The 14277-nt window shown below is 54.2% G+C and carries 15 protein-coding genes; 10 read left to right on the top strand and 5 right to left on the bottom strand.

What is annotated here, in order from left to right:
• Positions 1-10 precede the first annotated feature (10 nt).
• The 4 genes from SBG_RS12745 to hycA form a co-directional block, all read right to left on the bottom strand.
• Positions 11-934, bottom strand: coding sequence for a respiratory chain complex I subunit 1 family protein (locus tag SBG_RS12745; protein WP_000110567.1), 924 nt, complete (start codon positions 932-934; stop codon positions 11-13).
• A gap of 2 nt (positions 935-936) precedes the next feature.
• A complete protein-coding gene (gene hycC, locus SBG_RS12750; protein ID WP_001274450.1) occupies positions 937-2763 on the bottom strand; it encodes a formate hydrogenlyase subunit 3 in 1827 nt (608 codons plus the stop codon).
• Positions 2760-3371, bottom strand: a complete 612-nt coding sequence (hycB, locus tag SBG_RS12755; RefSeq protein WP_001079160.1) for a formate hydrogenlyase subunit HycB — start codon at positions 3369-3371, stop codon at positions 2760-2762. Before hycB ends, hycC begins: the two co-directional genes overlap by 4 nt.
• A gap of 145 nt (positions 3372-3516) precedes the next feature.
• The gene (gene hycA, locus SBG_RS12760) at positions 3517-3978 is read right to left on the bottom strand and encodes a formate hydrogenlyase regulator HycA (RefSeq protein ID WP_000158069.1); all 462 of its coding nucleotides are present in this window, start codon (positions 3976-3978) and stop codon (positions 3517-3519) included.
• A 209-nt stretch (positions 3979-4187) separates the two neighbouring features.
• Here hycA and hypA point away from each other — a divergent pair, with 209 nt between their 5' ends.
• The 6 genes from hypA (at position 4188) to flhA (ending at position 10166) form a co-directional block, all read left to right on the top strand.
• Entirely contained in the window at positions 4188-4544 is a 357-nt protein-coding gene (gene hypA / locus SBG_RS12765; RefSeq protein ID WP_000544462.1) for a hydrogenase maturation nickel metallochaperone HypA, read from the top strand.
• 122 nt (positions 4545-4666) lie between these two features.
• Positions 4667-5539, top strand: a complete 873-nt coding sequence (gene hypB / locus SBG_RS12770; RefSeq protein ID WP_000337649.1) for a hydrogenase nickel incorporation protein HypB — start codon at positions 4667-4669, stop codon at positions 5537-5539.
• Positions 5530-5802: a hydrogenase 3 maturation protein HypC gene (gene hypC, locus SBG_RS12775; protein ID WP_000334870.1), complete on the top strand. Its 273-nt coding sequence runs from the start codon at positions 5530-5532 to the stop codon at positions 5800-5802. The genes hypB and hypC overlap by 10 nt, the downstream gene beginning before the upstream one ends.
• A complete protein-coding gene (gene hypD / locus SBG_RS12780) occupies positions 5802-6923 on the top strand; it encodes a hydrogenase formation protein HypD (RefSeq protein ID WP_001212952.1) in 1122 nt (373 codons plus the stop codon). The genes hypC and hypD overlap by 1 nt, the downstream gene beginning before the upstream one ends.
• Positions 6920-7930 (top strand): hydrogenase maturation carbamoyl dehydratase HypE, encoded by a 1011-nt coding sequence (gene hypE / locus SBG_RS12785; protein WP_001059940.1) that lies wholly within the window; start codon positions 6920-6922, stop codon positions 7928-7930. The genes hypD and hypE overlap by 4 nt, the downstream gene beginning before the upstream one ends.
• Before the next feature lie 157 nt (positions 7931-8087).
• Positions 8088-10166, top strand: coding sequence for a formate hydrogenlyase transcriptional activator FlhA (gene flhA, locus SBG_RS12790; protein ID WP_000122685.1), 2079 nt, complete (start codon positions 8088-8090; stop codon positions 10164-10166).
• A 91-nt stretch (positions 10167-10257) separates the two neighbouring features.
• Here the strand turns inward: flhA and SBG_RS12795 are convergent, their stop codons facing one another.
• Entirely contained in the window at positions 10258-10602 is a 345-nt protein-coding gene (locus tag SBG_RS12795; RefSeq protein ID WP_000015476.1) for a nitrous oxide-stimulated promoter family protein, read from the bottom strand.
• 179 nt (positions 10603-10781) lie between these two features.
• Here SBG_RS12795 and sitA point away from each other — a divergent pair, with 179 nt between their 5' ends.
• The 4 genes from sitA to sitD are packed head-to-tail and all read left to right on the top strand — an operon-like array spanning position 10782 to position 14213.
• Positions 10782-11699 (top strand): iron/manganese ABC transporter substrate-binding protein SitA, encoded by a 918-nt coding sequence (sitA, locus tag SBG_RS12800; protein WP_000183427.1) that lies wholly within the window; start codon positions 10782-10784, stop codon positions 11697-11699.
• Positions 11696-12517: an iron/manganese ABC transporter ATP-binding protein SitB gene (gene sitB, locus SBG_RS12805; RefSeq protein WP_000083161.1), complete on the top strand. Its 822-nt coding sequence runs from the start codon at positions 11696-11698 to the stop codon at positions 12515-12517. The genes sitA and sitB overlap by 4 nt, the downstream gene beginning before the upstream one ends.
• The gene (gene sitC, locus SBG_RS12810) at positions 12514-13374 is read left to right on the top strand and encodes an iron/manganese ABC transporter permease subunit SitC (protein WP_001104337.1); all 861 of its coding nucleotides are present in this window, start codon (positions 12514-12516) and stop codon (positions 13372-13374) included. Before sitB ends, sitC begins: the two co-directional genes overlap by 4 nt.
• Positions 13365-14213, top strand: coding sequence for an iron/manganese ABC transporter permease subunit SitD (sitD, locus tag SBG_RS12815; RefSeq protein ID WP_000480203.1), 849 nt, complete (start codon positions 13365-13367; stop codon positions 14211-14213). Before sitC ends, sitD begins: the two co-directional genes overlap by 10 nt.
• Positions 14214-14277: the final 64 nt, after the last annotated feature.

Genomic DNA, 14277 nt, shown 5'->3' on the forward strand with positions numbered 1-14277 from the left:
CTCTCTTCAATCACGCCGCCAGCAAGGAGACGAAGGCTAAAAACGCAAACCCAAATCCGGCCCAGGTCACGCGTGAAGTGGCGCAAAAGCGCAGACGCGCCATGCTGTTTTCGAACAGGGCGATGACCAACACACCGAGAACCAGCTTAACGATGGCAATGACCAGCGCCAGCAACAGACCGCCAGCGCTAAAGACTTCCATCTGCCCCCACGGCAGAAAGACACCGACGAACATTTGCAGCACCACCAGTTGTTTCAGGCTGATGCCCCATTTCAGCACCGCAAAGCCGCTGCCGCTGTATTCGGTTAGCGGACCTTCCTGCAACTCCTGCTCGGCTTCTGCAAGGTCAAACGGCAGTTTGCCCATCTCGATAAAGGTGGCGAACGCACAGGCGCACAGTGCTAACACCAGCGGAATACTGCGCGCGAAAGGCCAGTGATAAAGGGTATCGGTAATGTTACTGATATGGGTCGAACCGGCGACCTGCGCCGCCACCCACAGGCCGAGCAACAAGATAGGCTCAACCAGCACGCCCAGCATTGCTTCACGGCTCGCGCCAATCGCGGTAAACGGGCTTCCCGTATCCAGCCCGGCAATCGAGAAGAAAAAGCGGGCAATCGCAAAAAGATAAATCAGGGTGATCAAATCGCCCAACTGCGGCAGCGGTGACCCGACGGTCACTACCGGCAGCGCGGTGGCGATGGTCAGCATAACGCCCACCATCACGAACGGCGTCAGGCGGAAAACCCAGCCAGAATCAGCAGGCGCAATGCTTTGACGACCAAGCAATTTGATAATGTCGCGATATTCCTGCAACACGCCAGGTCCACGACGGTTATGCAGACGGGCACGCGCCACACGGGTAATACCGGACAACAGCGGCGCAACGGCGAAGAGCACCAGCGCCTGAATTAACGGATAAAAGACACTCATTTTCAGGCTCCTCGGGAAACCACAATCACCACCAGCACCGCCAGCTCAATCAGCGCCAGGCGACGGAACAGCACTGGCGCTGCGGCGTTTTGCCAGCCCGGCACCAGTGAGACCGGATTCAGCCATTTGCGCAGTTTAAGAACTGGGGCAAAGGCTTCTTTAACCGGCATCGCAAAACCGTGCGCGGTAATCACCATCGACTGTTCATGATCGTAGCCACACACCCACGCCGCACCGCGTGAACGCGATGGCAGACGGTTGCCTTTAAAAATGGCCATGATGATGAATGGCAGCAGCGGACAGGCTACCAGCAGCAGCGTGATCATCGGCTGAGAGACGGTGGTATGCGCAGTTTCCAGCGGCAGCGGCACCGCCGCGGTAAGCATCGGCAACAGCCACGGCGCGGCAACCCCGCCCACCACACAGCAAATCGCCAGCGCCACGACGCTGACGCCCATCAGGATCGGTGCGCAGCAGGCATTTTCCGCTTCCCTCGTGCGCGGCGCGCCGAGGAAGGTTACGCCATAGACTTTCGCCATACACATTACCGCCAGCGCACCGGTAATCGCCAGACCGACTGCCAGTAGCGGTCCTAACAGGCGACCAACAAACGCGCCGCTGTTGCCCAGCCTGAAGAAGGACTGATAAATCACCCACTCACCGGCAAAGCCGTTCAGCGGCGGCAACGCTGCCATGGCCATCAGCCCCACCAGCATGGCGATAGAAATGACCGGCATCCGCTTGCCGATACCGCCCAGCTTTTCAATATCGCGATGACCGGTACGGAACCAGATGCTCCCTGCGCCCAAAAACAGTACGCTTTTGAACAGGCTATGGTTCAGCAGATGATAAAGACCACCGGTCAGGCCCAATGCGATCAGCACCGGTTGATCAAGGGCAATACCGGTGACACCCGCGCCCAGACCGAGCAGGATGATGCCGATATTTTCCAGCGTGTGATACGCCAGCAGACGTTGAATATTGTGTTCCATTAGCGCATACAGTCCGCCAACGAAAGCGGTAATCATCCCAAGTACCAGTAGCGCAACACCCCACCACAGCGGTGCGTTACCACCAATCAACGACAGGGACAAAATGCCGAGCAGACCGATTTTCATCACCACAGTGGAGAACAGCGCCGCTGCCGGCGCGCTGGCATTCGCATGTGCCTGCGGCACCCAGCCGTGCAACGGGATAATCCCGGCCAGCAGACCAAAGCCGATGACGCCAAGTAGCCAGATATCAGACCCCAACGGTAGCTGCTGCGCACGCTGATCGAGCAGCGCCAGATCCAGCGTGCCGTAACGTTGCCACACCAGCCAGCAGGCCATCGCCAGTAGCAGCGTGCCGAGGCGGCCCAGCGCAAACCACAGTTTGCCCTCTTTACTGCTACCGGTCAGGAACACGGCAGCCAGCGCCATAATTTCCGCCATGACCACCAGCGTGCCGAGATTGCTGGCAATCACCGCGCAGACCGCAGCCGCCATCAGCAGGTTGATCAGCAGACCGTTGGCCTTCACCTGCGGATGACGATGCCAGTCAATGTTAAACAGGCTGACGAACAGACCGCACAGCCCCAGCGTAATCAGCCAGACTGAATTCAACGGGCTGATTTGCAGCGTATAGCCAATAAACGGCATCACACCGCTGACCGCCGTCGCGCTGGTCAATACGGTAAAACCCGCCGCGGCGGTATACAGACTCCCGACTGCGCCGCCAACACCCGCAACCCAGCCGCTCAGCGCTTTATGAAAAGAAAACAGAAAAGCCAGTACGGCGGCAGCGGCAAACCAGGACACGCCGCTATTGATCAGTGAAATCGCGCTCATTTTGCATCCCCACTCTGAGCCTGCTGAAACAAGGTGAGATCGCCAAAGTCAGTATTGAATGTCAGCTCACGCTTACGTTTGCTGGCGCGGGCGATATCCATATTGTTCACCAGATGCAGGGCTTTGGTTGGGCACATCCGCACGCAGGCCGGGCCTTGTTCATCAAAGTGGCACAGGTCGCATTTCACTGCGATAGCGCGTACGCCGGGCACCCAGTCGAGCAGCGTACTGACGCGGGCCGGCGCTGGTGGCGCTGGCGGCGCTTTCGGCGTATTGGCGTTAGCCGGAATATGCAGCGGACGGCTGCCGGAGAATTCAATCGCGCCAAACGGGCAGGCAATACCGCACAGTTTGCAGCTTACGCACAGGCTCTCATTAAGCTGTACGGCGCCATCAACGCGGTTAATTGCGTTAACCGGGCAGACGGTAGCACACGGCGCATCTTCGCAATGGTGGCAAAGCTGCGGTGCGGATTCTTTTTCATTAAGCATCACTTTCAGGCGCGGCATAGACTGCAAGCCGTGCTGGCGATGCGTCTCTGAACAGGCGGCCTCACAAGTGTGGCAGCCGATACAGAGAGTGGAGTCAGCAATTACAAAACGATTCACCAGGCTTTCCTCAGGTGATTGTCATTTTTGACGAAAACATGCCGTTGAAATGTCATTTTCGACACTTATCGACACGCCCATCCCCAAAACATTCATGATATGGCGTCGCGCCACATCGCGAATCAAAGCGGGCAACGCCTCAGGCTTATACCGCCGGGCGCTGTCCCTTGACCAGTTGGCTCAGATTGACCGGCGAATTGGTTTCTACCGCGGCATACAGGCTGTCATAAACCGTGGCGATTTTTTCCAGATAGTGCTCCAGCACCTGCTCGCGATCGCGGTTATTCACCTTCTCGTCAACCTTGCCGTCGATATCAAGCTGTGCTTGTGCAATCAATTGCTTATCTTCGCCATCTTTGGTTTCAACGTAGTACTCAATGGTGTGGCTGTTAAAACCATCTGCCAACGCGACGTAAATACGAAAGTGCTCAAAAAGGACAAAGCAGAGATCTTTTTCCGGCGCGCAGCTCATCGCATGATGCAGGCGTGCTTTCGAGAGGGTGATCCCCTGGACCAGCGAGTTGCAGTAAATATGCCACTGGTCCTGTAGGCGACGATGCCGTTGCGCGATGTAATCGGCCTTTTCGCTTATTTCCCAAATAGTCATGTCAGGTTACCCGTTTAACAGAGATTCCTGCGTTAAGCATTTTTCATGCCAATATTTAACTTGTTGTTTTTATTAGAATATAAAAGTGAGCCCTACGGTTTCGACGCGATGACGACATGTCATTTCGTCATTGTCGACATGACCCGTCAGGTGCATCTACAAACTGGCATAATTATTGCTTTAAAGGGCCAGCAACTACGGGAGGCGATATGCACGAAATCACCCTATGCCAGAGGGCACTGGAATTGATTGAACAACAGGCTTCAGCATACGGTGCAAAACGTGTGACGGGCGTTTGGATCAAAATAGGCGCCTTTTCTTGCGTAGAAACCAGCGCTCTTTCCTTTTGTTTTGATCTGGTATGCCGCGGTACGGTAGCAGAAGGTTGTAAACTGCACCTCGAAGAACAGGAAGCCGAATGCTGGTGTGAGCATTGTCAACAATATGTCACGTTGTTGACACATCGTGTACGTCGTTGTCCGCAATGTCATAGCGATACGCTGCGTATTGTGGCCGACGATGGCTTACAAATTCGGCGCATAGAAATTGATGAAGCAGAAGGTTAATGCCGGATGATGGCTTCGCCTTATCCAGCCTACAACGACGATAACAACCTGTAGGCCGGATAAGACGCTCTCGTCGCCATCCGGCAAAAAGCCTGTAACACGAAAAAGATCAGGAGTAAGCGATGTGTACGACTTGCGGTTGCGCTGAAGGCAACCTTTATATAGAAGGCGATGAGCATAATCCGCATTCAGCGTTTCGTAGCGCGCCCTTTGCCCCGGCGTCGCGTCCGGCGCTGAATATTACCGGAATTAAAACCGCCGGCTTCGCCCCCAGTCAGACCGCAGAAGGCGATCTGCATTATGGCCATGGTGAAGCCGGAACCCATGCGCCAGGTATGAGCCAACGGCGAATGCTGGAAGTTGAAATCGACGTGCTGGACAAAAACAACCGTCTGGCTGAGCGCAACCGTGCCCGTTTCGCCACTCGCCAGCATTTGGTACTCAACCTGGTCTCCAGCCCCGGCTCAGGTAAAACCACCCTGTTAACCGAAACACTCATGAGACTGAAAGACCGTGTACCCTGTGCAGTAATTGAAGGCGATCAGCAAACCGTCAATGACGCCGCGCGCATTCGTGCCACCGGTACACCGGCGATTCAGGTTAATACCGGCAAAGGCTGCCATCTTGATGCACAAATGATTGCCGATGCCGCGCCGCGTCTGCCGCTTGATGACAACGGTATTCTGTTTATTGAAAACGTCGGCAACCTTGTTTGCCCGGCCAGCTTCGACCTCGGCGAAAAACATAAAGTGGCGGTGCTCTCTGTCACCGAAGGCGAAGATAAGCCACTGAAATATCCGCATATGTTTGCCGCTGCCTCGCTGATGCTGCTCAACAAAGTGGATCTGCTGCCTTACCTTAATTTTGACGTTGAAAAATGTATTGCCAGCGCCCGCGAAGTGAACCCGGACATTGACATTATCCTGATTTCCGCCACCAGCGGCGAAGGGATGGATCAGTGGCTGGCCTGGCTGGAGGCACAGCGATGTGCATAGGCGTTCCGGGTCAGATCCGCGCCATTGACGGTAATCAGGCAAAGGTCGATGTTTGCGGCATTCAGCGCGACGTCGATCTCACGTTAGTCGGCAACTGTGATGAAAACGGCGAGCCACGTATCGGTCAGTGGGTGCTGGTTCATGTCGGCTTCGCCATGAGCGTAATTAATGAAGCGGAAGCGCGCGATACCCTCGACGCGCTACAAAACATGTTTGACGTTGAGCCGGATGTCGGCGCACTGCTGTATGGTGAGGAGAAATAATGCGTTTTGTTGATGAATATCGCGCGCCGGAACAGGTGATGCAGCTCATTGAGCATTTGCGTGAACGCGCTGCGCTTCTCCCTTACACCGCCGAACGTCCGCTGCGTATTATGGAAGTTTGCGGCGGCCATACGCACGCCATTTTCAAATTTGGCCTCGACCAGTTGCTACCGGAAAACGTCGAATTTATCCACGGCCCCGGTTGCCCGGTCTGTGTTCTGCCGATGGGCAGAATCGATAGCTGTGTTGAGATCGCCAGTCATCCGGACGTCATTTTCTGTACCTTTGGCGATGCGATGCGCGTGCCAGGCAAACAGGGGTCGCTATTACAGGCTAAAGCGCGTGGCGCAGATGTCCGTATTGTTTATTCGCCGATGGATGCGCTGAAGCTGGCGCAGGAGAACCCAACGCGTAAAGTGGTGTTCTTCGGCCTGGGGTTTGAAACCACGATGCCAACTACCGCCATCACACTGCAGCAGGCAAAACAGCGTGATGTACGGAACTTCTACTTTTTCTGCCAGCACATCACCCTGATTCCCACCTTGCGTAGCCTGCTGGAGCAACCGGATAACGGCATTGACGCCTTCCTTGCACCGGGTCACGTTAGCATGGTAATCGGTACCGACGCTTACAGCTTCATCGCGTCTGACTTTAATCGCCCGCTGGTGGTGGCTGGTTTCGAACCGCTTGATCTACTGCAAGGCGTGGTGATGCTGGTTGAGCAGAAAATAGCGGCCCTAAGCCAGGTCGAAAATCAGTACCGTCGCGTAGTGCCGGATGCCGGAAACTTACTGGCGCAGCAAGCCATCGCCGATGTGTTCTGCGTTAATGGCGACAGCGAGTGGCGAGGTCTGGGCGTGATTGAATCCTCCGGCGTTCATTTAACACCTGACTACCAGCGGTTTGACGCCGAGGCGCATTTCCGACCTGCGCCGCAGCAGGTCTGTGACGATCCGCGCGCCCGTTGCGGCGAAGTATTGACCGGCAGATGCAAGCCGCATCAGTGCCCGTTGTTTGGTAAAACCTGTAATCCGGAGACCGCGTTCGGCGCGCTGATGGTCTCCTCCGAAGGCGCATGTGCCGCCTGGTATCAGTATCGTCAGCAGGAGTGTGAATTTTGAACAATATACAACTCGCCCACGGCAGCGGCGGCCAGGCGATGCAACAGTTGATTAATAGTCTGTTTATGGAGGCTTTTGCCAACCCGTGGCTGGCGGAACAAGAAGATCAGGCGCGTCTGGATCTGGCGCAACTGGTCGCAGAAGGCGATCGTCTGGCCTTTTCTACCGACAGTTACGTTATCGATCCGCTGTTCTTCCCTGGCGGTAATATCGGCAAGCTGGCGATTTGCGGAACGGCGAACGATGTCGCGGTCAGCGGCGCACTCCCTCGCTATCTCTCCTGTGGTTTTATCCTTGAAGAAGGGTTGCCGATGGAGACGCTGAAGAGCGTGGTGAACAGCATGGCGGCTACTGCGCGAGAAGCGGGTATCGCGATTGTAACCGGCGATACCAAAGTCGTGCAGCGCGGCGCGGCGGACAAGCTGTTTATCAACACCGCTGGCATGGGGGCGATCCCCGCTGATATTCACTGGGGCGCACAAACGCTTACCGCCGGTGACGTACTGTTGGTCAGCGGTACGCTGGGTGATCATGGCGCGACGATCCTCAATTTACGCGAACAGCTGGGGCTGGACGGCGAACTGGTTAGCGACTGTGCAGTACTGACGCCGCTCATTCAGACGCTACGTCAGATTACCGGTGTGAAGGCGTTGCGCGACGCCACACGCGGCGGTGTGAATGCTGTTGCCCATGAGTTTGCGGCGACCTGCGGTTACGGTATTGAATTATCCGAATCCGCACTTCCGCTTAAACCTGCCGTACGCGGCGTTTGCGAACTGCTGGGCCTGGATGCGCTGAACTTTGCGAATGAAGGTAAACTGGTGATAGCCGTTGAACGCCATGCCGCAGATCAGGCGCTGGCGGCGTTACGCGCGCACCCGCTGGGACGCGACGCGGCGCTAATTGGTGAAGTGGTAGAACGCAAAGGCGTTCGTTTAGCCGGACTCTATGGCGTCAAACGTACCCTTGATTTGCCACACGCCGAACCGCTGCCTCGTATATGCTAATACACTGCCCGGTAGCGCTACGCTTACCGGGCCTACAGATAAGACATTACCCGTAGGCCGGATAAACGTCAGCGTCGTCCGGCAAAAATGTAAAACGAATACCTATAATTCATAGATCTTTTCGCACCGCGCCGCGGTATTTTCCTGGAAAAGCAACATGTCGTATACACCCATGAGCGATCTTGGACAGCAAGGTTTGTTCGATATCACTCGTACCTTATTGCAGCAGCCCGATTTGGCGTCGCTCAGTGAAGCACTTTCGCAACTGGTAAAGCGTTCAGCGCTCGCCGACAGCGCCGGCATAGTGCTATGGCAGGCGCAGTCGCAACGCGCACAATATTATGCGACGCGAGATAATGGCCGTCCTGTTGAATATGAAGATGAAACCGTACTGGCTCACGGCCCGGTACGTCGCATCCTTTCTCGCCCCGATGCGTTGCACTGTAATTTCCATGAGTTTACCGAAACCTGGCCGCAGCTCGCCACAAGTGGCCTCTACCCGGAGTTTGGTCACTACTGCCTGCTTCCTTTAGCTGCTGAAGGCCGTATTTTCGGCGGCTGCGAGTTTATCCGTCAGGAAGATCGTTCCTGGAGCGACAAGGAATATGACCGCCTGCACACATTTACCCAAATTGTCGGCGTGGTCGCCGAGCAAATCCAGAACCGGGTAAACCATAATGTCGATTACGAGCTCTTATGCCGCGAGCGCGATAATTTCCGTATTCTGGTGGCGATCACCAATGCCGTCTTGTCGCGTCTGGATATTGATGAGCTGGTCAGTGAAGTCGCTAAAGAGATCCACCATTATTTCAACATCGACGCGATCAGCATTGTGTTGCGCAGTCATCGCAAAAATAAGCTGAATATCTACTCTACCCACTACCTTGATGAGCATAATCCGGCGCATGAGCAGAGCGAAGTTGACGAAACCGGCACGCTCACGGAACGCGTTTTTAAAAGTAAAGAGATGCTGCTTATCAATCTCAACGAACGCGATCCGCTTGCCCCCTACGAGCGAATGCTGTTCGATACCTGGGGCAATCAAATCCAGACGCTATGCCTGCTGCCGCTGATGTCCGGTAATACGATGCTGGGCGTACTCAAACTGGCGCAGTGCGATGAAAAAGTGTTTACCACCGCCAATCTCAAGCTACTCCGTCAGATTGCCGAACGGGTGGCGATTGCGGTGGATAATGCGCTGGCCTATCAGGAAATCCACCGTCTGAAAGAACGGCTGGTTGATGAAAATCTGGCGCTTACGGAACAGCTTAATAACGTCGACAGCGAATTTGGCGAGATCATCGGGCGCAGCGACGCGATGTACAACGTGCTCAAGCAGGTTGAAATGGTAGCGCAGAGTGATAGTACCGTACTGATTCTGGGCGAAACGGGAACCGGTAAGGAACTGATTGCCCGCGCTATTCATAACCTGAGCGGACGTAGCGGACGCAGAATGGTAAAGATGAACTGCGCCGCGATGCCTGCGGGTCTGCTGGAAAGCGATCTGTTTGGTCATGAACGAGGCGCGTTTACCGGCGCCAGCGCGCAACGGATTGGCCGTTTTGAGTTGGCGGATAAAAGCTCACTATTTCTGGATGAAGTGGGCGACATGCCGCTGGAGCTACAGCCTAAATTGTTGCGTGTTCTACAGGAGCAGGAGTTTGAACGGCTCGGCAGCAATAAATTGATCCAGACAGACGTGCGGCTGATCGCCGCCACTAATCGCGATCTGAAAAAAATGGTCGCCGATCGTGAATTCCGTAATGATCTCTACTATCGACTGAACGTTTTTCCCATTCAGCTTCCTCCATTACGCGAACGCCCGGAAGATATTCCGCTACTGGTTAAAGCCTTCACCTTTAAAATCGCCCGCCGGATGGGCCGTAATATCGACAGCATCCCTGCCGAAACGTTGCGTACACTCAGCAGCATGGAATGGCCGGGCAATGTTCGCGAACTGGAAAATGTCATTGAGCGCGCTGTCCTGTTAACGCGCGGCAATGTGCTACAACTGTCGCTGCCGGATATCAGCGCCCTGGCGCCCGATACCGCGCCCGTTGCCACGGAAATCGCCAAAGAGGGCGAAGATGAATACCAGCTTATTATACGCGTCCTGAAAGAGACTAACGGCGTAGTGGCCGGTCCGAAGGGCGCCGCGCAACGCCTGGGGCTTAAACGCACCACTCTCCTGTCACGCATGAAAAGACTCGGCATTGATAAGGATGCGTTAGTTTAAAAGGAGGACGGCGCATACGTCTTATCAGGCCTCCAGCCAGGCGCTTGCCCGTAGGCCTGATAAGTACTGGCACTATCAAGGCCATTCTTTTTTACTTCTTACGCTGGTACTTGTCCGGTAATTCCGGGACGGGACGTTTATCGTCAATCAGATGACGAACGGTCAGGATTGGATGCCGCCAGAGCATTCGCGGCCCCGCCCAACGCATAATCTGCTTCATCTCTTCGCGTTTGGCCGGCTGATAGCAGTGAACCGGACACTGCTTACAAGCGGGCTTAGCCTCGCCAAATACACACTTATCAAGGCGTTTTTGCGCGTAGGAAAATAGGGCATCATAATGTCCCTGCTCATCTGAAGCCTGCGGACAGTGGCTCGCATACAGCGCAATCATTTTTTTGATCGTCAGTTTTTCACGAGCGATACGTTTACCAGACATGGCGCCCTCTTAATTATTAAGGTGTATATATTTTACACCTTATCCATCTTCAGTACTATCCTCCGCATCGTCGCTATTTCGCAAATAAGAATTATTTTCATTTATTCATACCGTGTGCTATATAACATAGCAAAGGCTATATTCGCTGATTAATTAACCATATTATTGCGAGGGATACTATGACGAATCTGCGCCGTCTGAAAACGCTCCTGATTGCCGGTACTGTAGCGATACTTGCGCTATCGCCGGCCTATGCAAAAGAGAAATTTAAAGTGATCACCACGTTCACTGTTATCGCCGACATGGCGAAAAACGTGGCGGGCGACGCAGCGGACGTCAGCTCGATTACCAAGCCCGGCGCTGAAATCCATGAGTATCAGCCAACCCCTGGCGATATTAAACGGGCACAGGGAGCACAACTTATTCTTGCAAACGGTCTGAACCTGGAGCGGTGGTTCGCTCGCTTTTATCAGCATCTTTCCGGCGTACCGGAAGTGGTCGTCTCTACTGGTGTTAAACCGATGGGGATTACCGAAGGTCCTTATAACGGTAAGCCGAACCCACATGCCTGGATGTCGGCTGAAAATGCGCTGATTTATGTCGATAACATTCGCGACGCACTGGTGAAGTACGATCCGGATAATGCGGCAACCTATAAGCAAAACGCTGAGCATTATAAAGCGCAAATTCGCCAGATGGCCGATCCATTGCGCGCTGAACTGGAAAAAATCCCTGCCGACCAGCGCTGGCTGGTCACCAGCGAAGGCGCTTTCTCGTATCTGGCGCGCGATAACGATATGAAAGAACTCTATCTGTGGCCGATTAACGCCGATCAACAAGGTACGCCGAAACAAGTGCGTAAAGTGATCGATACCATTAAAAAGCACCATATCCCCGCCATCTTTAGCGAGAGTACGGTTTCCGATAAACCTGCCCGTCAGGTCGCGCGTGAATCCGGTGCGCATTATGGCGGTGTGCTGTATGTCGATTCGCTGAGCGCCGCCGATGGCCCGGTGCCGACCTATCTGGATCTGCTCCGTGTCACTACTGAAACTATCGTCAATGGCATCAACGACGGTCTGAGGAGTCAACAATGAGTCAATCTGCGATTACCGTTGATCAAGTCACGGTGACGTATCGCAACGGTCATACCGCCCTGCGGGATGCCACTTTTCAGGTGCCAGGAGGTTCAATCGCCGCACTGGTTGGCGTAAACGGTTCCGGTAAGTCTACGTTATTTAAAGCATTAATGGGTTTTGTGCATCTTGCCCGGGGGGATATTACTATCCTGCAACAGCCGGTCAACAAGGCGCTGAAAAAAAACCTCATTGCTTATGTTCCACAATCGGAAGAGGTGGACTGGTCATTTCCGGTGCTGGTAGAAGATGTGGTGATGATGGGGCGCTATGGCCATATGGGCTGGCTGCGCCGTCCCACAGCACATGATCACGCCTGTGTTGACGCCGCGCTGGCGCGGGTGGATATGCAGGAATATCGCCACCGGCAGATTGGCGAATTATCCGGCGGGCAGAAAAAACGTGTCTTTCTCGCCAGGGCTATCGCTCAGGATGGGCAAGTTATTCTGCTGGATGAACCTTTTACCGGCGTGGATGTAAAAACCGAAGCCCGAATCATTGATCTGCTGCGGGAACTGCGAAATGAGGGCCGCACCATGCTGGTATCAACACATAATCTCGGTTCCGTCACCGAGTTTTGCGACTATACGGTCATGATTAAAGGAACCGTACTGGCCAGCGGTCCTACGGAAACCACTTTTACCGCCGCGAATCTGGAACTGGCGTTTAGCGGTGTCCTACGTCATATCGCGCTAAGCGGCAGCGAAGAGCATATTATCACCGATGACGAACGCCCCTTTATTTCCCGGCGCGTGGCCAGCGGAGGAAAATCGTCATGAACTGGCTTGTCGAGCCGTTTGGCTATCAGTATATGCTCAACGCGATGTGGGTCTCCGCGATGGTGGGGGGACTGTGCGCCTTTCTCTCCTGCTATTTAATGCTCAAAGGCTGGTCACTGATTGGCGATGCGTTATCCCACTCTATTGTGCCAGGGGTTGCGGGTGCCTGGATGTTAGGGCTGCCCTTCTCACTCGGGGCGTTTCTTTCCGGCGGTCTGGCGGCAGGCAGTATGCTTTTTCTTAACCAACGCTCGCGCCTGAAAGAAGACGCCATTATTGGGCTTATCTTCTCCTCTTTTTTTGGCGTCGGTCTTTTTATGGTTTCGCTCAATCCGATGTCGGTGAATATCCAGACCATTATTCTCGGCAACGTACTGGCGATCGCGCCAGCGGACATTTTGCAACTGGCGATTATCGGCGTAGTCTCGCTGACGATTCTGCTATTCAAGTGGAAAGATCTGATGGTCGTCTTTTTCGACGAAACCCATGCACGTTCCATCGGCCTTCATCCGGGCCGCCTGAAGCTATTGTTTTTTACCCTCTTGTCTGTCTCCACCGTGGCAGCCCTGCAAACCGTCGGGGCATTTCTGGTGATCTGTCTCGTCGTCACGCCGGGCGCAACGGCCTGGTTATTAACCGACCGTTTCCCACGCCTGCTTGCTATTGCCTTCGCCATTGGCAGCCTGACCAGTTTTTTAGGCGCCTGGCTTAGTTACTGGCTGGATGGTGCCACTGGTGGGATTATCGTCGTCATGCAAACGTTGCTGTTTCTCACGGCCTTTATTTTTGCCCCAAAACAGGGTTTGTTAGCCAACCGCCGGCGCGCCCGCCTGCATAAGGAGGCGTCATGTTCTTAACTACGCTACTGGAGCCGTTCCAGTTTGATTTTATGGTGAACGCCCTTATGGTTTCGGTCATTGTAGCGATTCCCTGCGCCCTGCTATCCGTATTTTTAGTATTAAAAGGCTGGGCATTAATGGGCGACGCTATGAGCCATGCCGTATTTCCCGGGGTCGTGCTGGCGTATATCATCGGTATTCCCCTGGCGATTGGCGCTTTTATTGCCGGGCTATTTTGCGCGATCGCGACCGGTTATCTGGACGACAACAGCCGTATCAAACGTGATACGGTAATGGGTATCGTCTTTTCAGGCATGTTTGGCGCAGGCCTGGTGCTCTACGTCTCTATTGAATCGGAAGTGCATCTGGATCATATTCTGTTTGGCGATATGCTGGGCGTATCGCTGGGGGATATTGTACAAACGGCGATAATTGCGCTGGGTATTGCGCTCATCATCGGACTGAAATGGAAAGATCTTCTGTTACACGCTTTTGACCCACACCAGGCAAAAGCCAGCGGTCTGAATATTCCTCTACTGCATTATGGCCTGCTGTGTATGATTGCGCTGACTATCGTTGCCACGCTGAAATCGGTGGGGATTATTCTGTCGATCTCTTTGCTCATCGCCCCTGGCGCGATAGCCATTTTGCTGACGCGACGCTTTGCGCACGCGCTGGGAATAGCGGTCAGCCTGTCAATAATTACCGCCTTTTTGGGCGTGTATCTGTCATTTTATCTTGATAGCGCACCTGCGCCGACTATTGTTGTCTTATTTGCCATCGTATTTATTGTCGCGTTTACTTACTCAACATGGCGCGACAGACGTGGCGAAACCGTACCCGCGGTACACGGTTAATGCTTGCCTGCCTGCCATTCGGGGTATATTGCCGTCATGATGAATAGCAATCCTACTGCACCGG

It is taken from the genome of Salmonella bongori NCTC 12419 (assembly GCF_000252995.1).
Classification (GTDB): Bacteria; Pseudomonadota; Gammaproteobacteria; order Enterobacterales; family Enterobacteriaceae; genus Salmonella; species Salmonella bongori.